Source organism: Antarctobacter heliothermus (genome assembly GCF_900188425.1).
Classification (GTDB): Bacteria; Pseudomonadota; Alphaproteobacteria; order Rhodobacterales; family Rhodobacteraceae; genus Antarctobacter; species Antarctobacter heliothermus.
In genome coordinates this window covers 113308-137444 of record NZ_FZON01000003.1, presented here as the reverse complement: position 1 = coordinate 137444, position 24137 = coordinate 113308, and the positions used below count along the sequence as shown (strand labels likewise).

The following is a 24137-nucleotide window of genomic DNA, read 5'->3' as shown; positions in this document are numbered from 1 at the left end:
GCGGCATGATGATCCTCTGGGCGGTTCTGGGCTATCTGCTGGGTTCAGTGCCCTTTGGTGTGCTGATCTCTCGCGCCATGGGGCTGGGTGATCTGCGCAAGATCGGGTCGGGCAACATCGGCGCCACCAACGTGCTGCGCACCGGCAACAAACCTGCCGCCCTGGCGACGCTGCTGCTGGACGGCGGCAAGGGGGCCATGGCGGTGCTGCTGGCCTGGGGTTTTGGCGGCGATATCTGGGTCATGCAGGTGGCCGGTGTCGCGGCCTTTGCCGGGCATTGCTTTCCGGTCTGGCTGGGCTTCAAGGGCGGCAAGGGCGTGGCGACATTTCTGGGCCTGATGCTGGCACTGGCCTGGCCGGTGGGCCTGCTGTGCTGCGCCACATGGGCGCTGGCGGCCTATCTGTCGCGGGTGTCGTCGGTGGGGGCGCTGGCGGCCTCGGCCGGGTCGCTGGTCTGGATGGTGGTGACGGGGCGGCCCGAACTGCTGGTCAGCGGCGTGGTGCTGGCGGCGCTGGTCTGGTGGCGGCATTCGGCCAATATCGCGCGGCTGCGCGCCGGGACAGAGCCAAAGATCGGGCAAAAGTAAGGGGGCGCTGCCCCCCGGCCTTCGGCCTCCCCCCGGGGTGTTTTTACAAAGAAGAAGCGTTGGGGTCGGTGAGCGCCTTGGCAAGCGCCTGTGTGACCGCCTGCGGATGGCTGAGCAGCACCATGTGGCCCGCGCCCTCGACGACGGTTTCGCGGGCCAGGGGCAGGCGGTCCATGAGACCTTTGTGAACCTCTGCGATGATCGGCACGGTTTGCGATCCGCGCAACAGGGAGACCGGACATGTAATCCGCTCTAGCCCGCCTTTTGCCAGCATCCCTGCACGGTCCTGCCAAAGCGCCGGTTCGGTGGCGCAGACAAAGGGCATCTGCCGGGCCATGGCTTGCTGCACCTTGTCCGGAAAGCTGTCCCAAGGCACGCCGCCGCCCCACAGCCGGTTGAACAGCCGCGCGCCTTGCCTCAGGTTGCCTGCTTCACATTCGGCGTACAGCGCGTCCTCCGCCGCCTTGTGGTCGCGTTTGAGCGCGCTGTCGGCGGCGGCGGCAAAGAACACCGGCTCTATCAGCGTCAGCGAGGCGATCCGCGCGGGCGACCCCAGTGCGAGGCGCAGGGCAAGGGTCGCCCCAAAGCTGTGGCCGACAAGGTGGATGCCATCGGTCAGGTGCGGGCGCACGGTGGCGCAGGCCGCGTCGTGCACGTCCTCGCCAACCGGGAACGGCGGGCTTTTGCCATGCCCCGGCAGATCGGGCGCGCGCACAGTGCAGCGATCCAACAGCGGCGCGGCCGCCGCCCGCCACATTCCGCCCTGTCCCAGACCGCAGTGCAGGGCCAGCACTTGGGCTGGCCCGTTTCCCCATGTGCGCCAGTTCAGGTCAGAACCGGCGCTGTGGTCACGCATCAGAGCTTGCCCGCGAGATGCGCGTCCAGATCGTCAAGCCGGTCATTGCCCCAGAACAGCTGGCCGCTGTCCACGACGTAAAAGGGCGCGCCGAACACGCCTTTTTCAACCGCCTCTTCGAGGTTGGCTGGATAGATCTCTGCCCCGGTCAGCAGGCCGGTGTCGGCCAGCGCGGGGTCAAAGCCCGCACCTTCGAGGCAGGATTTGATCACCGCATCCTCTGCAATATCCCTTTCTTCGGCCCAGACGGCCGCGAGCAGGCTGTGACACAGTTTGCCCAGGTCGCCGCCACCCGCCTTTTGCGCCGCGATCACCGCGTAGGAGGACGGCGCGGCATTGGTCGGGAAATGCGCTGGTTTTTCGTGATAGGGCAGTCCGGTCTTGGCCGAGGCGCGCGCCAGCTCCTGCAGCCGGTACGCCTGCCGATTCTGGTGCCGTTGCCCCGGAGGGGTGCCGCCGGTGCGCCCGAACAGGGCGATGATGTCGATCGGCTTGTAGGCGATGGTGGCGCCGTGTTTGGCGGCGATCTCCTCCAGCCGCAAACCCGCGAAATAGGTGAAGGGGGAAATCGTGGAAAGGAAATAGTCGATATGGGCCATGTCGTCGCCTCCTGGGTCCTGCGCTGGCGCAGACGTTAGGCGCATGCTAACCGGACCGCAATGTCACGAATCCGTCACCTGCCGAAGGCCATGCCCCATGCCCACCGTCATCGAACCCAAGATCATTTCCGGTAACGCCAACAGACCGTTGGCCGAAGCCGTCGCCCGCCGCATGTCGCTGTATCGCGGGATGAGCGTCAAACTGGTCGACGCCCGTGTCGAACAGTTCAACGATCAGGAAATCTTTGTCGAGGTGTTCGAGAACGTCCGCGGCGAGGATATGTTCATCATGCAGTCGACGTCGAACCCGGCGAACGACAACTTGATGGAACTGCTGATCATGGCCGACGCTTTGCGCCGGTCGTCGGCGGCGCGCATCACCGCCGTGATCCCCTATTTCGGCTATGCCCGACAGGATCGCCGTACCAAGGCGCGCACACCGATCACCGCCAAGCTGGTGGCGAACATGATCGCCGAGGCCGGGATCGAACGGGTGCTGACGATGGACCTGCACGCGGCCCAGATCCAGGGCTTTTTCGATATTCCGGTTGACAACCTCTATGCCTCGCCGATCTTTGCGCTGGATATCAAGAACCAGTTCGAGGATCTCAGCGACGTGATGGTGATTTCGCCCGACGTCGGCGGCGTGGCGCGGGCGCGCGAGCTGGCCAAGCGGATCGAGGCCCCTCTGTCGATTGTCGACAAGCGCCGCGAAAAGCCGGGTGAAGTGGCCGAAATGACGGTGATCGGCAGCGTCGAGGGCAAACGCTGCATCATCGTGGACGACATGTGTGACACGGCGGGCACCCTGTGCAAGGCGGCGGAGGTGCTGATGGAACACGGCGCGACCGAGGTTCATGCCTATATCAGCCACGGCGTCATGTCCGGACCGGCGGTCGAGCGGATCACGAATTCAGTGATGAAATCGCTGGTGCTGACGGATTCGATCCAGCCCTCTGCCGCCGTTGCCGCCGCGCCGAACATCCGCATCCTGCCGACCGCGCCGATGTTAGCGCAGGCGATCCTGAACATCTGGAACGGCACCAGCGTGTCGTCGCTGTTTGAAACCGGAACGCTGGGACCGATCTACGAGGGAATCCTCTGAGGGGCCGTCGGGGCCCGGTTTGACGCGGATCATGGAGCGCGCCGGATGCACATGCAATCTGGCAAACAGCTCAGGATGAGGTATGCGATGTCGTTCACAAGGGTTTGGCTGATCGGTCTGGTGGCGCTGCTGGGGGCCTTTGAGGTCTCGGCGCAGCAGACCGATGCGCATCAACTGTATGAAGGCGCCTGCGCCAAATGCCATGCCGCCCATGCGGGCGATTTTGTGTTTGAAAGCCTGATGATGACCGGCGACGGCCTGGTGGGTCGCAGCAACGGCGTGCCGGTGTTCGAGTTCCTTGCGTCCGGGCACGGACGGATTTCGGCGGCAGAGGTCGCTGTGCTGATGCGGCATTTCACGTCCATCCAGGAGGGCAGCCAGCTGTTTCAGCAGAAATGTTATGTTTGCCATCAGCGCGCTGTTCTGTTGTCCGAGGTCAAGCTGATCACCCGGGACGGTCAGTTGACCGGGCGCTACAGCGGGCGCGACATTGCCGATTTTCTGGCAGAGCACGGCAGGCTGACGCCAGAGGAGGTTCCGGTGATCCTAGAGCGTCTGACCACGAACCTGCCGCCGCAGAACGCTCAGTAAAGATCCCAGTCGTCCTCGCTGGACACCTCACCGAGGGCCATCCAGCTGAGCCGAACGCGCGCAATGCGGGTATCGGCCCAGGTGCGAAAGACCAGATCGAACGCCTCCTTGCCGATGTTTTCGGCAACGAGTTCGGCGCGGACGTTGGCGCGCTGATCCACATCCCAAAGCGACAGGCCCACATGAACCGCAGGCGGCGTGCGGAAGGCTTCGGAAAAACGGACGCGTTTTCGGCGCTCGCGGCTGCCCTCTCCGGTCCACATCTCGCCACCTGTGGCAAATTCCGAAAAGACTTCATCGTCGCCTTGGTCCACGCCAATTCGGCTGCCGGTCAGTTTCTTCATTTCATGCCCTTTGTTCGCGCACTGTGAATAATTGGGCAATCCGGCAAAAATGTGAAGGGCGCAAGGCAGTTACACTCAGAGTAGGCTTGTGGGTGCATCAACGGTCAGGACACCAACCGCATCCAGCCCGACAAGGATGGCATCCACCGCGACCGTGGCAAGGATGATCCCCATCACGCGGGAAATGACCGAGGCGCCGGAATTTCCCAGTACCTTTTTCAGGAACGTCCCCAACAGCAGCAGAACCAGCGTCAGGGCAAGGATGACCGTCAGCAGACCCGCGGTGACCAATTGGTCAGGGATCGAGTTCTTGTGGTTGTCGGTCAGCACCACGATGGCCAGCATGGCACCCGGAGAGGCAATAGAGGGCATCGCCAAGGGAAAGACCGCGCCGGACAGGTCGCCGCGCCCGGCCTCTTCGATCTCCCGCTGGGGTTTGGACTCGCCAAAGATCATGGTCATCGCAAAGAGAAAGAGCACGATGCCCCCGGCAATCTGGAAAGACCCAAAGCGCAGGCCCAACCCTTCGAGCAGGAGCTGCCCGGCCACAAGGAATCCCATCAGCACGATCCAGGCGACAAGGACCGCCCGCACGGCAAAGCGCCAATGCAGAGCCGCCGGGACAGCGGCTGTGGCGAAGTAGAACACAGGCAGCGTGCCGATCGGGTCGATCACCACCAGCAACGTGATGAATTCACGCAGCAGGGAACTAAAGTCAAAGACCATATGGGCAAGCTTTCACAAAAAAGGGACCGAAAGTTTATTTTCAGATGGCGGCACCCGCCACAAGGCAAGGCTCACGCCGCATCTTGGGAATGCGCGCGCATGGGCCAGAATACCGCCGCACTGACCAACAACAGGGCAGTTGTCACGAGAAAGGGTGCACCTGGCAGGTAGAGAACCGCGTCGGGCGCTGCGAATATACGGAAGAGTGGCGTGATAATCAACGGGGCAAGGATGGCGGCGATGGCCGCAAGGCTGGCGATGACCCCCTGCAACAGACCCTGACGGTCCTCGTCCACAAGGTTCGACGCCATGCCGATTGCGTTGGGTGGGGCCATGTCCGACAGGCAGGCAAACGGCAGGAAGGCCCAGACCAGCCAGGCCGCCGATATGAGACCATAGGCCGTCGAGGCGACAACGCCCGCCGCCACGGCGAACATCAGCGTGCGCCATTCGCCGATGCGCGGGATCAGCACCCGCATCAGCCCGCCTTGGGTGATTGCGACACCGACTCCGTAAGCGGCCAGAGACAGGCCAATGACGGCAGAGGACCAGCCAAACGCCTCACGCGTCCAAAAGGCCCAGAGCACCGGGTAGACCATGTTGGCGAACTCGAACAGGAACAGACCGATCAGCGGCAGCATCAGGCCCGGCAGGCGCGCGGCCTTGAGTATCGCGGCAAAGGGGTTGAGGTCACGCCGGTCAAAGGGGCGGCGTTTTGCGGGCGGCAGGCTTTCGGGCAGGACCAGCAGCCCGAAGGCAAAGTTCACCGCCGCCAGCCCGGCCGCCGCCCAGAACGGAGCCGTCACGTGCACTCCGGCCAGCAGACCGCCCAGGGCCGGGCCAAAGATGAACCCGACGCCAAAGGTTGCGCCGATCAGGCCAAAGTTTGCGGCGCGGTCCTTGGGGTCCGAGATGTCGGCCAGATAGGCGGTCGCGGTGATATAGGTCGCCCCGGCGATGCCCGCCACCAGACGCCCGATCAGCAAGACCCAGAACGTCGACGCCAGCGCCATGATGACATAGTCCACCGCCAGCGCCGCAAGGGTGAACAGCAGCACCGGCTTGCGCCCCAGCGCGTCCGAAATACCGCCCACAGCGGGCGAAAACAAGAACTGCGCCCCTGCATAGGCCGACATCAGCACCCCGCCCCAGAACGCGCCAGTGGCGGTGTCGCTGGCCCCGACACGTTCCATCAGGTCGGGCATGATCGGAAAGATCAGACCAATCCCGATGGCATCAATGAAAATGGTCGCAAGGATGAACCAAAGCGCGCCGCGCGGTGCCGACATGACTGACGTCCGATGACTCTTTGGCGCAGAAAGCGCAGGTCCAAAATGAAAAGGCCCCGCCGTGGCGGAGCCTTTGCAATGATAGTTTGCTCAGCGCCTCAGAGCGAGGGCGATTTCGGGTCCAGCCCGATATGCGAACCCACAGCCACCATGTCCTGCAACAGTTTGACCGCATCATCCACCAGACCGGGATGTTCGGCGGTTTCCTTGGTCACCTGATAGACGCGGTGCGCCTCGTCAACCAGAGCCTCATAGGTGGTCTGATCGACATCCGCGCGCGGCAGCGCCTTTTCCGCCAGCACCGACAGGCTTTCGCCGATCTCGGCGAACCCGCCGGTCACGACAAACTCCTCGACGCCCTTGACGGTTTCGACCGTCAGGACGCCCGGACGCAGCGTGGTGATCAGCGGCGCGTGGTTCGGCATGGCGGTAAGATCGCCATCCGCGCCGGGAATGCGCACCGAAGTCACCTCGGCCGACATCAGACGGCGCTCGGGCGAGACCAGGTCGAATTGCATCGTTTCTGCCATGTTCATCTCCTGTACCGGGTGGCGGGGTCACCCCCGCCTGCCCCCCGGCGTTTGATCGTTCGCGCAAGGCGGGGTTGCCCCCGCCGCACGCTCAGGCAGCCTCGGCGGCCAGCTTCTCGGCTTTGGCGATCACCTCGTCGATGCCGCCAACCATGTAGAAGGCTGCTTCGGGCAGGTGATCGTATTCACCGGCCACAACCGCCTTGAACGACGACACGGTGTCCGCGAGCGGCACCTGAATGCCATCCGAGCCGGTAAAGACCTTGGCCACGTCGAACGGCTGCGACAGAAAGCGCTGGATCTTGCGGGCACGGGCCACGGTCAGCTTGTCCTCTTCGGACAGTTCGTCCATCCCGAGGATGGCGATGATGTCCTGAAGCGACTTGTAGCGCTGCAGGATACCCTGCACGTCACGCGCGACCTGATAGTGCTCTTCGCCGACGATCTGCGGGTCCATCAGGCGCGAGTTGGAGTCGAGCGGATCCACGGCGGGGTAGATGCCGAGTTCCGAGATCGCACGGTTGAGAACCGTGGTCGCGTCGAGGTGCGCAAAGGTGGTTGCCGGTGCCGGGTCGGTAAGGTCGTCCGCGGGAACGTAGACGGCCTGGATCGAGGTGATCGAACCGGACTTGGTCGAGGTGATGCGTTCCTGCATGGCACCCATGTCGGTGGCCAGCGTCGGTTGGTAGCCCACCGCCGAAGGAATACGACCCAGCAGAGCCGACACCTCGGAGCCCGCCTGCGTGAAGCGGAAGATGTTGTCGACAAAGAACAGAACGTCTGTACCGGACTGGTCGCGGAACTGTTCGGCCAGCGTCAGGCCGGTCAGGGCAACACGGGCACGCGCGCCCGGAGGCTCGTTCATCTGGCCGTACACCAGCGCAACCTGGCTGTCTTCGAGGTTGTCGGGCTTGATAACGTTGGATTCGATCATCTCGTGGTAAAGGTCGTTGCCCTCACGGGTCCGTTCCCCAACACCGGCGAACACGGAGTAACCCGAGTGCACCTTGGCGATGTTGTTGATCAGTTCCATGATCAGAACGGTCTTGCCCACGCCGGCACCGCCGAACAGGCCAATTTTACCACCCTTGGCGTAGGGCGCCAGCAGGTCGATGACCTTGATGCCGGTTTCCAGAACCTCGGATTCGGTCGATTGCTCGATGAATTCCGGGGCGGGCTGGTGGATGGCGCGGAACTCTGTCGCGTTGAGCGGCTCACCTTCGTCAACCGGCTCACCGATGACGTTCAGGATGCGGCCCAGCGTTGCGTTGCCGACGGGCACCGTGATCGGGCCGCCGGTGTCTTCGACGCGCTGGCCGCGAACCAGACCTTCGGTCGCGTCCATCGCGATGGTGCGGACGGTGTTTTCGCCGAGGTGCTGCGCCACTTCCAACACCAGCTTCTTGCCGTTGTTGGATGTGTTCAGCGCGTTCAGAATTGCCGGCAGGTCGTCGTCGAACTGAACGTCGACCACGGCGCCAATCACCTGCGTGATCTTGCCTTGTGCGTTTGCCATGTTTCGTCTCCGGTCTTCTTTAGAGCGCCTCGGCGCCCGAAATGATTTCGATCAGTTCGTTGGTGATGACGGCCTGACGCGAACGGTTGTATTCGATCGTCAGCTTGTCGATCATATCACCCGCGTTCCGCGTGGCGTTGTCCATCGCCGACATCCGCGCGCCCTGTTCAGAGGCGGAGTTCTCGAGCAGGGCCGAGAAAATCTGCGTCGCGACACCGCGCGGCAACAGGTCGGTGAGGATCGCCTCTTCGTCGGGCTCGTAGTCGTAGAGCGTGCTTTCGCCCGCATCGTCCGACCCTTCGCTTTCGTAGGCGGCGGGGATGATCTGCTGCGCTGTCGGCACCTGGGCGATGACGGACTGGAACGCGGCATAGAAGATCGTCGCCACGTCGAATTCGCCCGCGTCAAAGCGGCCAAGAACATCGCGCGCGATGTCCTGAGCGTTGTTGTAGCCAAGACGCTTGACGTCCCCGAGGTCAACGTGACCCACGAAGTACTTCGAGTACTCGCGCTTGAGCTGCTCACGGCCCTTCTTGCCGACGGTCAGAATCTTGACCGTCTTGCCTTCGGCCAAGAGCTTTTCGGCGCGGCTCTTTGCCAGCTTCACGATATTCGTGTTGAAGCCGCCGCAGAGGCCGCGTTCCGAGGTCATGACCACCAGAAGCTGCACATCGTCCTTGCCGGTCCCCGCCAAAAGGCGGGGAGCGCTGTCACTGTCACCGACCGACGCGGCCAACGACGCCATCACACCGTTGAAGCGTTCCGCATAGGGGCGGGCTGCCTCGGCCGCGTCCTGTGCCCGCCGCAGTTTTGCGGCAGCCACCATCTGCATGGCCTTGGTGATCTTGCGGGTCGATTTGACCGACGCGATCCTGTTCTTGAGATCCTTCAGGTTGGGCATCAGAGAGTCCCCTTACGAGAAGTCGGCGGCAAATTCGTCAAGCACCGCCTTCATCTTTTCAACCGGCTCACCCTTCTTGAACTTGGGATCTTCGGTTTCGATCCAGTTCAGGAAGTCAGCCTTCTTGCCACGCAGGAAGGCAAGCAGACCGGTTTCGAAACGACCCACCTTCGACACTGGCACCTTGTCGAGGTAGCCGTTTGTGCCCGCGAAGATGATGCAGACGATCTCCGCGTTGGTCAGCGGCGAATACTGCGGCTGCTTCATCAGTTCGGTCAGACGGGCACCACGCGCCAGCAACTGCTGGGTGGCGGCGTCAAGGTCAGAGCCGAACTGGGCAAAGGCGGCCATCTCGCGGTACTGAGCCAGCGACAGTTTCACCGGACCGGCAACCGACGACATGGCGTCCGTCTGGGCGGACGAGCCAACGCGCGACACCGACAGGCCGGTGTTCACGGCGGGACGGATGCCCTGATAGAACAGTTCGGTTTCAAGGAAGATCTGGCCGTCGGTGATCGAGATCACGTTGGTCGGAATAAAGGCCGACACGTCGCCACCCTGGGTTTCGATGATCGGCAGCGCCGTCAACGAGCCCGAGCCGTTGTCTTCGTTCAGTTTGGCCGAACGCTCCAGCAGGCGCGAGTGGAGGTAGAAAACGTCGCCGGGATAGGCTTCGCGGCCGGGCGGGCGGCGCAGCAGCAGCGACATCTGACGGTAGGACACGGCCTGTTTGGACAGGTCATCGTACACGATCAGCGCGTGTTTGCCGTTGTCGCGGAAGAACTCGGCCATCGCGGTCGCGGCGTAGGGCGCCAGGAACTGCATCGGCGCCGGGTCGGACGCGGTGGCGGCCACGACGATCGAATAATCGATGGCGCCGGTCTCTTCGAGCTTTTTCACCAGCTGGGCCACGGTCGAACGCTTTTGACCGATGGCGACGTAGACGCAGTACAGCTTTTTGCTTTCATCGTCGCCGGCGGCGTCGTTGTAAGTCTTCTGGTTCAGGATCGCGTCGAGCGCCACGGCGGTCTTGCCGGTCTGACGGTCACCAATGATCAGCTCGCGCTGGCCACGGCCGATCGGGATCATGGCGTCGACGGCCTTGAGGCCGGTTGCCATGGGTTCATGCACCGATTTGCGCGGGATGATGCCCGGCGCCTTCTGGTCGGCGATGCGGCGCTCGGATGCCTCGATCGGGCCCTTGCCGTCCAGCGGGTTGCCCAGACCGTCCACGACGCGCCCCAGCAGACCGTTGCCCGCGGGCACGTCCACGATGGAGTTGGTGCGCTTGACGGTGTCGCCTTCCTTGATGTCCCGGTCTGAGCCGAAGATCACGATACCGACGTTGTCGGTTTCGAGGTTCAGCGCCATGCCCATGATGCCACCCGGGAACTCGACCATTTCGCCGGCCTGGATGTTGTCGAGGCCGTGGACACGGGCGATACCGTCACCAACCGACAGCACGCGACCGATCTCTGCGACTTCGGCATCTTGGCCGAAGTTCTTGATCTGGTCCTTCAGGATCGCAGAAATCTCTGCAGCTTGGATACCCATTTATCCGACCTCTTTCATTGCATTCTGGAGGGAGTTGAGCTTCGAGCGGATCGAAGTGTCGATCATCTTCGAGCCCACCTTGACGACAAGACCGCCGATGAGGCTTTCATCGACGGTCGCATTTATCTTTACATCCTTGCCGACATTGGCGCTGAGAGTTTTCGCCAACTGGGCGGTCTGAGCGTCTGTCAGCACGGTGGCCGAGGTCACTTCGGCGGTCACTTCACCCTTTTCCGTCGCGATCATCTCGCGCAGGCGGGTCACCATCTGCGGCACCACAAACAGACGACGCTTGGACGCCATGAGGCGCAGCGCGTTGTTCAAGGCGGGCATCAGGCCCATCTTGTCGGCAATCGCGCCGATCGCCGCGCCCTGGGCGTCACGCGAATACACGGGACTCACCAGGAGCTCCCGCAGGTCGGCGCTGTCTTTGAGAGCGGCAGAAAGATCATCCAGATTGGCTTCGAGTGTGGGAAGCTCACCGGCCTCCTTCACAATCCCGAAGACGGCGGTGGCATAGCGCTCTGCGATGCCGGAGGAAATCGATGCTGAGTCAGACACGTCCACCCTTCCGTTAGTATGCCGACACAACGCGCGCCCCGTCCCGGGGCGGCGTCTGGCGGCGTTTCCATACCTTGACCGACGTCAAAGCAATCAAATCGACGCGGATGTAGCAGAGCCACCCCCACCTCGCAACATACTTAGAAAAGATAAACGCTTGCGCTAAATGTTTTAGTTTCAACGGCTTGACCGAAATGCCCCTCTTGGTGCGACCATTCGTGCCCTGCCAAGATGCACAGAAGACACGATTTTTGCTGCAAATGCACGATTCCCGGGCAGAATCCCGCCCCCTGACACACAATCGACGGGCGCGGTGAGGACGGTTGGCAGGGTACTGTTGCCGCAGGCGACGAGCGCCGATCCGGCGGCCCGATCACACTGGCTTGGCCTTGCCGGTGGGGGCCAGCACCTCCAGCGGGTTCAACACCTTTGCCGCCTCCCCCACCCTGCGCCGCGAGGGCGGATGCCGTTTGGACGCCTCGACCAGCATCACGCCGCCTGCCGTGACCGGCACCGCGCGCCCGACCTTTTCCCAGATCGGCCCCGTCTTCATCCAGAATCGCCGTGTGGACGGCGGCTGATACAGGACCGAGACATGTGCCTCGGGCACAAAGTCATGCCGCTTGAGCTGGGTTTCCAGTTGCCCCAGAGAGTAGGGCCTCCCGTAACCGAATGGCGTATGATCGGCCCGCGCCCAGATGCCCGAACGGTTGGGCAGGATGAACAACGCCTTGCCGCCAGGACCCAGCACCCGATACGCCTCGTCCAGCAGGTCAGATGGCCGCTCTGACGTCTCCAGCCCGTGCATCAGGATCAGCCGGTCGACGTGCCCGGTTTCCAGCGGCCACAGAGTCTCTTCGCTCAGGACAGACACGTTGGCCATCCCCGCCGGCCAGGGCATGACCCCCTGCGGCGACGGCATCAGCGCGAGAACCCGCCGTGAGCTTTTGAGGTAGGGCCGCAAGAGCGGGACCGCAAAGCCATAGCCAACCACGGTTTGGCCCTTGGCCTCGGGCCAGAACTTGCACACCTGGGCGCGCAGGATTTTTTGCGCAGCGCGCCCAAGCGCACTGCGATAATAGAAATCCCGCAACACCTGTACGTCCAGATGCATTGAACCCCCTCGAACGATGCGCCACTCTGGCCCCCAACCATCCTGACAAAGCCGCGAAGGAAAGACCATGCCCCTCGACATCGTGACCGTGCCCTGCCTGTCGGACAATTACGCCTATCTGGTGCACGGACCCGACGGCACCGCGCTGATCGACGCCCCAGAGGCCGGCCCGATCATCGCTGCGCTGGAGGCCCGTGGCTGGACGCTGGGTGTGATCATGCTGACACATCATCACCACGATCATGTAGGAGGCGTGGCCGAGTTGCGCGAGAAATACGGCTGCATGGTCATGGGCCCCAAGGCCGAAGAGGCCAAGCTGCCGAAACTGGACATGGCGCTGGACCCGGGGTTTTCCGGCGGCACCGGAGACGGCCGCTGCGAGGTGATCGCCGTGCCGGGTCACACACTGGGCCATGTCGCCTACCACTACCCGCAGGCCAAGGCCGTGTTCACCGCCGACAGCCTGATGGCGCTGGGATGTGGGCGGATATTTGAGGGCACGCCGGGCATGATGTGGGACAGCCTTTCGCGGCTGATGGCCCTACCGCCGGACACGATGGTCTATTCGGGCCATGAATACACCCATGCCAACGCCCGCTTCGCCCTGACCATTGAACCAGGCAACGAAGCGCTTATCTCTCGTGCAAGTGAAATCGACGCCGCCCGCGCCGAGGGTCGGCCGACTGCGCAGGTTCCGCTTTCAATAGAACTGGACACGAACCCGTTTCTCCGCGCCCCCCTGGACAGCGTCAAAAAAGCCGTCGGACTGCCCGGCGGAACCGATGCCGAAGTCTTTGCAGAGGTGCGCAAACGCAAGGACAATTTCTGATCACGCTCGCGGCAGATTTCGATGCCATGTCCAAAAGTGATGCAGGAATCCTGAGAAAAAACTTGAAGGTTGGCCGCAATCGACCAAACTTTAACACTATGAGGCAATGCTGGTCCGAACCAACGGATCCGCGCAGACAAGAGGAGCACGCCCGTGCCTTCATTCTCGAACACCCTTGAGCAGGCAATTCACTCGGCTCTGGCGCTCGCGAACTCGCGCAGCCACGAATTCGCCACGCTCGAACACCTACTTCTTGCTCTGATCGATGAGCCCGATGCCTCTCGCGTGATGAAAGCCTGTTCTGTCGATACCGAAGAGCTGCGCACCACGCTGGTCGAATTTATCGACGACGATCTGTCCAACCTCGTCACCGACATCGAGGGATCAGAGGCGGTGCCGACAGCCGCGTTCCAGCGCGTGATCCAGCGCGCCGCGATCCATGTGCAGTCCTCCGGCCGCACAGAGGTGACCGGTGCCAACGTGCTGGTCGCCATTTTTGCCGAACGCGAATCCAACGCCGCCTACTTCCTGCAAGAACAGGACATGACGCGCTACGACGCGGTGAATTTCATTGCGCACGGCGTTGCCAAGAACCCCGCCTACGGCGAGGCGCGTCCGGTTCAGGGTGCCACCGACGCCGAGGAAGAGGCCGTTCAGGCCGAATCTACCGCCGCTGGGGCCGACAAGGAATCGGCGCTGGGCAAATACTGTGTGGATCTCAACGCCAAGGCGCAGGCTGGTGACGTTGACCCGCTGATTGGCCGCGATTCCGAGGTAGAGCGGTGTATCCAGGTGCTGTGCCGCCGCCGCAAGAACAACCCGCTGCTGGTGGGTGACCCCGGCGTCGGCAAAACCGCCATCGCCGAAGGTCTGGCTCGCAAGATCATCTCTGGCGAAGTGCCCGAGGTGCTGGCCAATGCGACCATCTATTCGCTCGACATGGGCGCCTTGCTGGCAGGTACGCGCTATCGCGGCGACTTTGAGGAACGGCTGAAGGCCGTGGTGACGGAGCTTGAAGAACATCCCGATGGCGTGCTTTTCATTGACGAAATCCACACTGTGATTGGTGCGGGCGCCACCTCTGGCGGCGCGATGGATGCGTCGAACCTGCTGAAGCCTGCGTTGCAGGGCGGCAAACTGCGCACCATGGGCTCGACCACCTACAAGGAGTTCCGCCAGCATTTCGAAAAGGACCGCGCGCTCAGCCGCCGATTCCAGAAGATCGACGTGAATGAGCCCTCGGTCGAGGATACCGTCAAGATCCTCAAGGGGTTGAAGCCCTATTTCGAGGATCACCACAGCGTCAAGTACACCGCAGACGCCATCAAGACCGCCGTGGAACTGTCGGCGCGCTACATCAATGACCGCAAACTGCCGGACAAGGCCATCGACGTCATCGATGAGGCGGGCGCGGCGCAGCATCTTGTGGCCGCCTCCAAGCGGCGCAAATCCATCGGCACCAAGGAGATTGAGGATGTGGTCGCCAAGATCGCCCGCATTCCCCCGAAAAACGTGTCCAAGGACGACGCAGAGGTGCTCAAGGATCTCGAAAAATCGCTCAAGCGGGTGGTTTTCGGGCAGGACGCGGCCATCACAGCACTGTCTTCGGCAATCAAGCTGGCCCGCGCGGGCCTGCGCGAACCGGAAAAACCCATTGGCAACTATCTGTTTGCAGGCCCCACGGGCGTCGGCAAGACAGAGGTCGCCAAGCAATTGGCCGACCAGTTGGGTGTGGAACTGCTGCGGTTTGACATGTCCGAATACATGGAGAAACACGCCGTCAGCCGTCTGATTGGTGCGCCTCCGGGCTATGTCGGTTTTGATCAGGGTGGGCAGTTGACCGATGGCGTCGATCAGCACCCGCATTGCGTGCTGCTGCTGGACGAGATCGAAAAGGCGCACCCGGATGTGTTCAACATCCTGCTTCAGGTGATGGACCACGGCACGTTGACCGATCACAATGGTCGTTCGGTTGATTTCCGCAACGTGATCCTGATCATGACCTCAAACGCAGGCGCTGTGGAACAGGCTAAATCAGCGATCGGTTTTGGCCGCGACCGCCGCGAGGGCGAGGATACCGCCGCCATCGAACGGACCTTTACGCCAGAGTTCCGCAACCGTCTGGATGCCGTCATCAGCTTTCGTCCGCTGCCAAAGGACACGATCCTGCAAGTGGTCGAAAAGTTCGTCCTGCAGCTTGAGGCGCAACTGATGGATCGCAACGTGACCATCGAGCTGACCAAACCCGCCGCCGAATGGCTGGCTGACAAGGGGTATGACGACAAGATGGGCGCCCGCCCGCTGGGCCGTGTGATCCAAGAGTACATCAAGAAACCTCTGGCCGAGGAATTGCTCTTTGGCCAACTGGCAAAAGGTGGCGTCGTCAAGGTGTCGGTCCGTGATGGTGAGTTGTTCCTTGACCTGAGCGGCCCGGACAAGCCACGTCTGGGATCGAAAAAGCCGCCGTTGCTGACGGCGGAATGACACGGTCGCGCGCCGTGCTTGCGGCCGCGCTGGCCCTTCTCACCTCCGCCCCGGTCGCCGGGGCGGAGGCGTTTCGCCTAGCCGTGCCACTTGACTGCACCCTGGGTGAAACCTGTTTCATTGAAGACTACGTCGACAACGACCCCGCCCAAGGGCGGCAGCGTGATTTCGCCTGCGGGATCAATTCGCGCGATGCACACAAAGGTACGGATTTCGCCTTGCTGGATTTTGACGCCATCAAGATCGGCGTTCCAGTGCTGGCCGCCGCCGCCGGGGTCGTCAAACGCATCCGTGACGAAATGCCGGATGATCGGTTGATGCGCGGCGTCACCGCGCAAAACGCCTGTGGCAACGCGGTGTTGATAGATCACGAAGGCGGCTGGCAGACGTTGTATTGCCATATGCGGCTGAACTCTGTCTCGGTCGCACCTGGCGATTTAGTGCAGACCGGCGATCCATTGGGACTTGTGGGCCTGTCAGGCCAGACCAATCACCCGCATGTGCATATGACCGTGATGCGCGACGGCGCGGTTGTCGATCCCTTCCGCCCTCAGGCCACGGGCACCTGCGGCGACCCTGTCCAAACGCTCTGGACGGATCCCCCCGCCTACACCCGGACCGGGCTGGTCACCGCCGGATTTTCCGACAACGTGCCCTCGCTGAAATCCGTCGCGGACGGGACTGCCCGCCGCGCAACTCTGTCCCCCGATCAACCCATCGTTTTGTTTGGCCATGCCGGGTATCCCCAACCGGGTGACGTGTTAACCCTGTCGGCCCACAGCCCGGCAGGAACAGAGGTGTTTCGCAAAGAGATCACGTTGGACACCGATCAGGTCAGCCAGATGCGCGCCTTTGGTCGCAAGGCCCCGGCAGCGGGCTGGCCCTCGGGCGACTATCTGGGCCGGGCACGGCTCACGCGCGCCGGTAAGGTCATTGCGCACCGCTTTGCCCATGTGACCGTTACGGACTGACCGCGCGAGACCGCCTTACCGTTCTGTCAGTTTCAATTCGATCCGCCGATTGCGGGCCCACGCCTCTGGCGTGTCCGCCGGATCGACGGGCTGGAACTCGCCGAACCCATTGGCCGCCAACCGCTGTGGCGGGATTCCGTAGTTGTCGATCATGTCGCGCACCACCGAAAGCGCGCGTGCTTGGCTGAGCTCCCAATTGTCGGCAAACTCACCGCCCGGCCTGATCTGTCGGTTGTCGGTGTGGCCATCGACACGAATCACCCAGTCGATGCCTTTGGGAATCTCGTCCGCAATGTCCAGCAGGATGTCGGCGACTTCCTCAATCTCTCCGCGCCCCGCAGCGGACAGGTCCGCCGATCCGACCTCGAACAGAACTTCGGACGAGAACACGAAACGGTCCCCTTCGATCCGGATGCCATCGCGGTCGCCGATCACCGCGCGCAGCTTGCCAAAGAACTCTGACCGGTACGCTTCGAGATCTTTCTTTTCCGCCTCCAGCCGTTCCGCGCGCTCTTGTTCCAGCTTGCGTTTTTCTTCTTCGGCCTTGCGCCTGGCCTCTTCTGCCAGACGGCGGCGCCGTTCTTCGGATGCCACGCGTGCGATGGCTGCGTTCAACTCAGAGCCGAGATTCTGCAGCCGCACCTCTGACGCGGCATCCTTTGCCTGTGAATCGTCCAGCAACGCCTGCAATTCGCGCAATTGGCGGCGCAGTTCCGCAACGTTCTGGTTGAGTGCCTCGACCTGCAACTCTGCCCGGGTCGCGCGTTCTTCGGTTTGACCCAGCTTTTCGCGCGCCTGGTTGAGCAGAATTTGCCGCTCTTCCGCCGCGTCCAGTCTTGCGTTCAGCTGTGCATCTGCCGCCTCTTGCGCCGCAAGCGCTGACGCCAACCGGTCCCGCGTTTCCGCAACCGATGCCTCGGCGGCCAAGCGGGCGGCCAGCGCTGCAGCCAGTTTTTCCTCCAGCGAGCGGTTGTCGCCACTCTGTTCCAAAGCGCGCGCCTCGGCCTCGGCCAACTGTTGGCGCAGGTCGGCAATCAACCCGTCTCGCTGGGCATCGCGGGCCCGCAGCGCCTGCAATTCGGCGGCAATCCGGTCGATCCGGCCTTTCAATAGGCCGATCTCTGCGTCGCGTTCCGCGCCGCGCCCATCCGCCACGGCCAACTTGCGCGTCAGGTCGGCATTTTCAGAGTCCAGCGTGATGATACGCGACAGGCCCTGCGCCGCCCTGCGCTGGGCGGCCTCCAACCGGGTGCGCAACTGCGCCAGATCACCGCGCAGTGTTTCCAGTTCTGCCGCCTCTGCGGTGCGATCTTCGGCCCGCGCCTCGGCCTGCGCCAATTCCTGTTGCAGGCGGGCCATCTGGGCATCGCGTTCGACCGCGCGAGCGCGGGTCGCATCCAGTTCGGCCGAGAGGCGCGCATTGGCTGCGCCCAGTGCCGTGACCGCCGATTCCTGCTGGGCCGCCGCGCCGCCCAAACGCGCCAGTCGGGCGGACAGGTCGGCATTTTCGTTTTGCAGCCGGTCGATCCGATCGCCCCGATCCTCGACCCGTTTCAACGCCGCGTCCAACCGCGCTTCGATTTGGGCAATCTGCCCGCGCATCGCCTCGATCACATCGACGCGCTCTGTTTCCCTTGTGCGGGCCTGCGCGAGTTGCCCGGTCAATGCATCGACTTCATCGCCCAAGGACGCCACGGCGCCCTGCGCCTCGCCGATCTCATTGCGGGCAAGGGCCAGCGCAACATCCAGCCGGTCACGTTCGGACCGCAGTTCAGTCAGTGCGGCGGCGCGGTCCTCAGCCTTGCCCTCGGCCGCTGATAGATCCGACACCAACGCCAGATTGCGGGCGCGCAGCGCCTCCAGTTCGGTCTTCAGCGCATCGGCCTCAGCCAGACGGGCAAGCGCCTGCGCCAGTTGCGCAGACAGATCGGTCAACCGGGAGGCGCGCGCCGCTGCCTCTGCCTGCGCGTCTTTCAGACCGCGTTCTGCCAATGCGCGCGCGGCCTCTTCGCGGGCCAGCGCCCGCTCTGCATCGCGTTGCGTGGCGCGTGACGCCGTCAGATCATCGCGCAAAGCCGCCAATCGACTATCGGTCTGCGCCCCTTGCGCGCGCGCATCGGCAAGCGTTTCCTCCAGTTCGGAAATCCGCGCCAGCGCCACATCGATCCGGTTCTGCAGCACGCGCGCCTCAACCTCGTCCTCTGCCAGAACCGTGGCGAGTTCCTGATTGAGCCGCGCTTCGGCCTGACGCGCCTCGGACAAGGACGCCTCTAGCTGAGTGATCCGGGCCAGCGCCGCGTCCACCTGGGTTTGCAGGGTCACTGCCGTCTCTGCCCCGGTGCTGCGCGCGCGGTCTAGATCGGCGGTCAGTTGCTTTTCGGTCTGTTCGGCATCGCTGAGCGCGGCCTCCAACTGCACAATCCGGGTGGTGGCCTCATCCAGACGCGCCTTTAGCGTCTGCGCCGTCAGCGCCGTTTCGTCCTGGAGATCGGCCAATTGCGCCAACAGCCGCGTCTGGGCGCGGCGGGCATCGGCCAATTGCGCCTCCAACGTGTCGATGCGCGCCTGAAGGTCATCGCCTTGTTGACGTCCCGCCAACAGCGCGGCGGCCAGACGGGCGTTCAGATCCGTCTCTGCCTCACGCGACGCCGCCAGCAGGGTCAGGGTTTCCTCGGCCCTCGCGCGTTCCTGTTCCAACGCCATGGTCATCGCTGTCAGGTCGGCGTCCGCCTCTTCCAACCGTTTGCGCAGCGCCACCGCGGCCTCTGATTCGGCCAGGCGCGCGGCTTCTTCGTCGGTCAGGTCGGCCTCAAGCTCTGTCAGTTCGGCGGTCAACGCACCAATCCGCGCGTCTCGATCAGCGTTGCGCGCGCGCAGATCGGTGATCAACGCCTCCAACGCCTCTCGCCGGGCGGCGGCCAGTTTTGCCGCCTCGGCCTGATCGTCGATCTCATCGCGGGCGCTGGTCAAGGCGGCAGTCAACGCATCGCGTTCTTCGGTCAGGTCGTCGCGCACCGCCAACAGCGCCGTCCGTTCCTCGACCAGCGCATCCCGCGCAGCGGTCACATCGCGGACCTCGGCCTGCGCTGTATCACGTTCCAACAGCAGCGCGGCCACCCGATCCTCGAACGACGCAATCTGTGCCGCGGCGGCCGTCAGTTGATCCGCCTGCCGGTCGCGTGTGGCGGTCAGGCTGTTGATGATGCTCTCCTGCTCAGCCAGCCGCAAGTCACGGTCCGACAGGGTCGAACTCAGCTGGCCAACTTCATTTTCCAGCCGCGTTGATTTGGTCTTTTCGACGCCCAGCGCCCGCGCCAGGGCACTGATTTCCGAGTTCAGCGTGTCCAGTTCGGATTCCTGCCCGGTGATCGTCTCGTTCAGCACAAACTGCATGACCATGAAGATCGACAGCACAAAGGTCAGCACCAGCAACAGCCCGGTCATGGCATCGACAAAGCCCGGCCAGATAGAGGCCTGAAAGCGCGCGCCGGTGCGTCGCGACAGCGCCATGGATCACCCGTCCCCGCGCGGCCGAACGCTGCGCGTCACACCAAGAGACCGCGACAGGGTCGCCAGATCGGTCCGCAGTTCGGCCATGCTTTCCTGCCGGCCGGCGCTGATTTCCTCAAGGATGCGCAACATCTGCACGTCGATCGACCGCAGCCGCATCCGGCTTTCGGCATCCAGCCCCTCATCCGTTTCCTTTTCGCGAATCGCCTGCGCCAGCAGTTCTTGCCCTTCGGCGATGCGCGCCAGTGAATTGGCCGAGGGCGCTGTCGCCTCAATCCGTTCGGTCATGCGTTCGACGCTGTCGGCCAGTTGCGCCAACCGGGCGTCCACCTCTGACCGGCCCTGTTCGGATTCGACAAAGAGGTACTGCAGGCGCTCCATCTGCTCGGCCATCTGGTCCAGAACAAGACCCGCAGCCCCCAGATCCGGCCCCTCACTGTCAGAGGAAAAGCCCAGCCGCGTGATTGAGGACAGCCATTCCTCAAGCTCACGGTAAAAGCGGTTCTGGCCGTGGCCCGCGAACAGTTCCAGCAAGCCGACGATCAGCGAACAGGCCAGCCCCAGCAGCGAACTGGCAAAGGCCACGCCCATGCCGCCCAACTGCCCCTCCAGCCCCGACATCAGGCGGGCAAAGGAATCGGTGCCGGTCTCGCCCTCTTGCGGTGCAAGGCTCTGGATCGTTTCGACCAGCGCGGGCACCACGGTGGCAAGGCCGTAAAAGGTGCCCAGAAGGCCGAGGAAGATCAGCAGAGAAACGATGTAGCGCGTGATCTCACGCGCCTCGTCAATGCGCTGGGCCACAGAATCAAGGATCGACCGGGTCGAGGTGGTGGTTATCTGCATCCGCTTGTCCCGGCGGCGTCGCAAAAGCGCCGCCAACGGTGCCAGCAGGCGCGGCGGCACGGCGCGCACCCCCTGATCGCCGCGTGCGGTGAACCGTTCTATCCAGCGGACCGAAACCATCAGCTGCGCGACCTGCCAGAAACAGGCGAGCACCCCGACAACAAAGACGAACAGGATAAAGCCGTTCAGGTAGGGGTTGGACTGAAACACCGGCAAAACGCGCGGCAACGCCAGAAAGCCGCCGAACCCCGACAGGCCAAGCACCGCCAGCATGAGGATCACCTGACGGAACGGTTGCGTGAATTGTGGCTCGGCCTCGGGGTCGGGCTGGTCCATTGGACACCTGACGCTTGTTCTCTTGCGCTACATCTAAGCGTTTAGCGCTGCAGAGCCAAGAAGTTATGAACAATTCCCGCAGGATCGGGGAGAAAACGGCGCTTTGCGCAACAGTTACCCGACATCCCCGAACACCCCGGCGACAAAGCACGCGTACAAGGCGATCTGCCGGGGCAGCACCTCTTTCTCACGCACGGTCTTGGACAGGATGATCGCCCCGTCCACCAGAACCACCAACATGTCCGCCATCGCCTCCAGATCGATCTGGTATCGGGGCGGATCGACCTTTGCGATTGCGGTCAGCCGGGCGTGAAACCGGCTCCGCCAGTTCAACAGGTTCTGCTGCGCCAGATCGTGCACCGTCTGCGTGAACAGGCGCTCCTGAAAACAGGTGGCGGCGATCAGGCAACCGGGATGGACATCCGGCAGCGCCGCCATCTGCTCCTGCAACAGTCGGAGAAAGACCAGAAACTGTGCCAGCGGCTCCTCGGTCTCTTTCGCCGCGCTGGCGAACAGGTCATCCAGCCAGACCTCTTCGGCAACCAGATGGCGCTCCAATATCGCCTCGATCAGCGCGCTCTTGTCCTTGAAATGATAAAAGAAACCGCCCTTTGTGATGCCAACCTCAACGATCAGCTCCTCGATCGAGGTGGCAGCAAATCCCTTGTCCAGAATGGCCATCTCGGCCGCGGTCAGCAGCCGATCGCGCGTCGTCGCCGTGCTGCGTGGCTTGATGAAGGTCATGGCCCCTCCTTTTGCGATCAACATACCGCAAGGCAACGCCCGGGTCACTGTACCCAAGGTCAAGTGTACCACGAGTCCACTGGCGCGCGCGCCATCCGTCCGCCACACTGACGCAAAAGGAGCCGCACCATGCCCCCGGTCTTCGCCCCCCACCCCGACGGCCTGCCCTGGTTCACCGAAGGCGGCACAGAGACGGAGCTGATGTTCCGCCATGGGTTCGAGTTTGACCACTTTTGCGCCTTCACCCTGCTGGACAACCCAAACGCCCTGCAGGTGACAACGGATATGTACCGCCGTTTGCTGGACGAGATCGCCAAGGCAGGCGGATGCGCGCTGCTTGGCGGGCTGGACTATCGCGCCAGCGCCGATTGGGGGACTTTGGTGGGCTATGAGGGCGCTGCCCTGCAAGAGATCCAACTGCGCAACATCGCCTTTCTGCGTGAGGTCAGTGCGCCCTATGTGGGACAAATCCCCGAGATCCGCATTGCCGGTATCCTAGGACCGCGTGGCGATGCCTACGCGCTCAACCGGACCATCACGGCGCAAGAATCCGAAGACTACCACGCGCAACAAATCGGCACCTACGCCGATGATGGCGTCGACCTGATCTGGGCCGCCACCATCAACAACGTACCAGAGGCCGAAGGGATCGCGCGCGCTGCCACGCGCGCGGGCATCCCGGTGAACATCTCCTTCACCCTGACCTCGGACCACCGGTTGCGTGCCGGGCCCAGCCTAGCCGAAGCCGTCACCGCCACGGACGCCGCCTGCGGTCCCGAGGCCCGACCGGACAGCTATGGCGTCAACTGCTCACACCCGCTGGAATTCGAACCGGCGCTAGAGACAGGCGACTGGCAGCGCCGCCTGCGCAGCTTTCGCCCCAACGCGGCGGCCATGGACAAGATCGCCCTGTGCAAGCTGAACCACCTCGAAGAGGGCGACCCCAAAGATCTCGGCCGCCAGATGGGCACGCTCGCCCGCCGATTTCCACTCGCCGACATCTGGGGCGGCTGCTGCGGCAGCTGGGACAAACACCTCGCCCTGATCGCTCCGGCGGTCCTGGCCGCGCGCCGCGGTCCGGCATAACCTGCGCCCCGGCTTCTTCTGGCCACAAATATCCCGGGGGAGTCGACCAAAGGGAGACGGGGGCAGCGCCCCTTGCTCAACTGTTATTTGTACTTTTCGCCTAAGAGAGATCGCCGGAGCACGATATGCCCCGGCGCACCTTAATTTCAATGCCTTAGCAGATCAGCTGGTCTGGAGCGTTCTCGATGTGCCCGTCCGAACCGGTCCCAAACATTTGCAAGCAGGCCGATCAGACTGGTCATCGCCAGTGGGTAAGTGATCGTGGTCGTGGGCGCGGAATTCGTGCGCGGGGAAGTGTCAGATTTGGGCATGCTATTATCCTTGTCCTATCCACCTTTGCCGGTGGTCGCTGGCCGGACCTTTTCCGACCGAGCAGGAGGTGCGGTCGGAGGCGGCGCGAACGTCGGACCCTCTCAAGGGGGTTCACCCCCCCACTCGGCTGCGAGTGCGCATCCATGCACGGGCCAATCGGCGACTGTCCGGGCCCGCCCGATGCGGTGCCCTGCGGCGGGTTGGCGAGGTGTAGAGGGCGTCGAGAGCGTCACCTTCGAAGCGCCGCATAGCCGTCGCGTCGAAGTCGAGGATCGGCAAGCCTCGTGCATGTTCGGCTGTTGCCAACAGCTGATCCAGCCAGCGCGCGTCCGCTTTGCGGCCGTCAGAGATCATCAGACGGTCTGCGATCATAGCGTTGGCTTCAGCTGCGACTTCCTCCGCTGGCCGTGCGATCCCAAGGTAGGCCTGTGTCAGCCGATGAATCGCTTCGGCTTCGGCACACCAAGCGGTAGTGCTCCAGCTCGGGTGCGGGCGGATCAGGCTCGACCAGGTGACCAGTTCATCCAGCTCATCGATCCATGTCAGCCCGATCTCAATCGGCCAGCCGTTTGGGGCGAGCGAACTTGCCTCGAGGTCGAGGAAGAAGACCTCGCTCAGAAAATTTGTCATGTTTGGTTTCCTTTGGGGGATCGGGCGCACCGGCTGTTGCAGCAGAAAGGGTAGTTTCCGGGCCAGTGCGCCCTGACTACGGGGGATCCAGTCCCGCCGATCTCGGTGTCAGCTGTGGT

General features: G+C 63.2%; 22 protein-coding genes. 7 read left to right on the top strand and 15 right to left on the bottom strand.

Features of this window, described 5'->3' with window-relative positions; translation table 11 throughout:
- Positions 1-5: 5 nt before the first annotated feature.
- Positions 6-587 (top strand): glycerol-3-phosphate 1-O-acyltransferase PlsY, encoded by a 582-nt coding sequence (gene plsY, locus CHB90_RS02770; protein WP_245823129.1) that lies wholly within the window; start codon positions 6-8, stop codon positions 585-587.
- A gap of 43 nt (positions 588-630) precedes the next feature.
- Here plsY and CHB90_RS02765 read toward each other — a convergent pair whose 3' ends face one another.
- Positions 631-1443: an alpha/beta fold hydrolase gene (locus tag CHB90_RS02765; protein WP_089276319.1), complete on the bottom strand. Its 813-nt coding sequence runs from the start codon at positions 1441-1443 to the stop codon at positions 631-633.
- A complete protein-coding gene (locus CHB90_RS02760; RefSeq protein ID WP_089276318.1) occupies positions 1443-2042 on the bottom strand; it encodes a 2-hydroxychromene-2-carboxylate isomerase in 600 nt (199 codons plus the stop codon). The genes CHB90_RS02765 and CHB90_RS02760 overlap by 1 nt, the downstream gene beginning before the upstream one ends.
- A 97-nt stretch (positions 2043-2139) precedes the next feature.
- On the opposite strand from CHB90_RS02760, the gene CHB90_RS02755 reads away from it, so the two are divergent.
- Entirely contained in the window at positions 2140-3147 is a 1008-nt protein-coding gene (locus CHB90_RS02755) for a ribose-phosphate pyrophosphokinase (protein ID WP_089276317.1), read from the top strand.
- A gap of 87 nt (positions 3148-3234) precedes the next feature.
- Positions 3235-3738 carry a hypothetical protein gene (locus tag CHB90_RS02750; RefSeq protein WP_089276316.1) on the top strand — a complete coding sequence of 168 codons (504 nt, stop codon included), beginning with the start codon at positions 3235-3237 and terminating at the stop codon, positions 3736-3738.
- Here the strand turns inward: CHB90_RS02750 and CHB90_RS02745 are convergent.
- The 9 genes from CHB90_RS02745 to CHB90_RS02705 all read right to left on the bottom strand — a co-directional run bounded on the left by CHB90_RS02745 (position 3732) and on the right by CHB90_RS02705 (position 12273).
- Positions 3732-4082, bottom strand: coding sequence for an H-type lectin domain-containing protein (locus CHB90_RS02745; RefSeq protein ID WP_089276315.1), 351 nt, complete (start codon positions 4080-4082; stop codon positions 3732-3734). The two genes, CHB90_RS02750 and CHB90_RS02745, sit on opposite strands and share 7 nt — an antisense overlap.
- Before the next feature lie 75 nt (positions 4083-4157).
- Complete coding sequence (locus CHB90_RS02740) at positions 4158-4808, bottom strand: MarC family protein (protein ID WP_089276314.1); 651 nt, start codon at positions 4806-4808, stop codon at positions 4158-4160.
- A 71-nt stretch (positions 4809-4879) separates the two neighbouring features.
- Positions 4880-6097 carry an MFS transporter gene (locus tag CHB90_RS02735; protein WP_089276313.1) on the bottom strand — a complete coding sequence of 406 codons (1218 nt, stop codon included), beginning with the start codon at positions 6095-6097 and terminating at the stop codon, positions 4880-4882.
- A 98-nt stretch (positions 6098-6195) separates the two neighbouring features.
- Positions 6196-6627 (bottom strand): F0F1 ATP synthase subunit epsilon, encoded by a 432-nt coding sequence (locus CHB90_RS02730; RefSeq protein WP_089276368.1) that lies wholly within the window; start codon positions 6625-6627, stop codon positions 6196-6198.
- A 91-nt stretch (positions 6628-6718) separates the two neighbouring features.
- Positions 6719-8143: a F0F1 ATP synthase subunit beta gene (atpD, locus tag CHB90_RS02725; protein ID WP_089276312.1), complete on the bottom strand. Its 1425-nt coding sequence runs from the start codon at positions 8141-8143 to the stop codon at positions 6719-6721.
- Positions 8144-8162: 19 nt separating this feature from the next.
- On the bottom strand, positions 8163-9044 hold the full coding sequence (locus CHB90_RS02720; RefSeq protein ID WP_089276311.1) for a F0F1 ATP synthase subunit gamma: 882 nt from the start codon (positions 9042-9044) through the stop codon (positions 8163-8165).
- A 12-nt stretch (positions 9045-9056) separates the two neighbouring features.
- Positions 9057-10598, bottom strand: a complete 1542-nt coding sequence (gene atpA / locus CHB90_RS02715; protein WP_089276310.1) for a F0F1 ATP synthase subunit alpha — start codon at positions 10596-10598, stop codon at positions 9057-9059.
- Positions 10599-11165, bottom strand: a complete 567-nt coding sequence (locus CHB90_RS02710) for a F0F1 ATP synthase subunit delta (RefSeq protein WP_089276309.1) — start codon at positions 11163-11165, stop codon at positions 10599-10601.
- A gap of 367 nt (positions 11166-11532) precedes the next feature.
- Positions 11533-12273: a class I SAM-dependent methyltransferase gene (locus CHB90_RS02705; protein WP_089276308.1), complete on the bottom strand. Its 741-nt coding sequence runs from the start codon at positions 12271-12273 to the stop codon at positions 11533-11535.
- 67 nt (positions 12274-12340) lie between these two features.
- On the opposite strand from CHB90_RS02705, the gene gloB reads away from it, so the two are divergent.
- The 3 genes from gloB (at position 12341) to CHB90_RS02690 (ending at position 16557) form a co-directional block, all read left to right on the top strand.
- Positions 12341-13102 (top strand): hydroxyacylglutathione hydrolase, encoded by a 762-nt coding sequence (gene gloB, locus CHB90_RS02700; protein WP_089276307.1) that lies wholly within the window; start codon positions 12341-12343, stop codon positions 13100-13102.
- 153 nt (positions 13103-13255) lie between these two features.
- Positions 13256-15586, top strand: coding sequence for an ATP-dependent Clp protease ATP-binding subunit ClpA (clpA, locus tag CHB90_RS02695; protein ID WP_089276306.1), 2331 nt, complete (start codon positions 13256-13258; stop codon positions 15584-15586).
- Positions 15583-16557 carry a M23 family metallopeptidase gene (locus tag CHB90_RS02690; protein ID WP_089276305.1) on the top strand — a complete coding sequence of 325 codons (975 nt, stop codon included), beginning with the start codon at positions 15583-15585 and terminating at the stop codon, positions 16555-16557. Before clpA ends, CHB90_RS02690 begins: the two co-directional genes overlap by 4 nt.
- Positions 16558-16572: 15 nt before the next feature.
- On the opposite strand, the gene CHB90_RS02685 is transcribed toward CHB90_RS02690, so the two are convergent.
- From CHB90_RS02685 to CHB90_RS02675, 3 genes are all read right to left on the bottom strand, one after another.
- Positions 16573-20067 (bottom strand): peptidoglycan -binding protein, encoded by a 3495-nt coding sequence (locus CHB90_RS02685; protein ID WP_089276304.1) that lies wholly within the window; start codon positions 20065-20067, stop codon positions 16573-16575.
- 3 nt (positions 20068-20070) lie between these two features.
- The gene (locus tag CHB90_RS02680) at positions 20071-21246 is read right to left on the bottom strand and encodes a biopolymer transporter ExbB (protein WP_089276303.1); all 1176 of its coding nucleotides are present in this window, start codon (positions 21244-21246) and stop codon (positions 20071-20073) included.
- Between the two features lie 114 nt (positions 21247-21360).
- Entirely contained in the window at positions 21361-21990 is a 630-nt protein-coding gene (locus CHB90_RS02675; RefSeq protein ID WP_089276302.1) for a TetR/AcrR family transcriptional regulator, read from the bottom strand.
- Between the two features lie 129 nt (positions 21991-22119).
- On the opposite strand from CHB90_RS02675, the gene CHB90_RS02670 reads away from it, so the two are divergent.
- Complete coding sequence (locus CHB90_RS02670) at positions 22120-23076, top strand: homocysteine S-methyltransferase family protein (RefSeq protein WP_089276301.1); 957 nt, start codon at positions 22120-22122, stop codon at positions 23074-23076.
- 423 nt (positions 23077-23499) lie between these two features.
- On the opposite strand, the gene CHB90_RS02665 is transcribed toward CHB90_RS02670, so the two are convergent.
- Entirely contained in the window at positions 23500-24018 is a 519-nt protein-coding gene (locus CHB90_RS02665) for a hypothetical protein (protein ID WP_089276300.1), read from the bottom strand.
- Positions 24019-24137 lie beyond the last annotated feature (119 nt).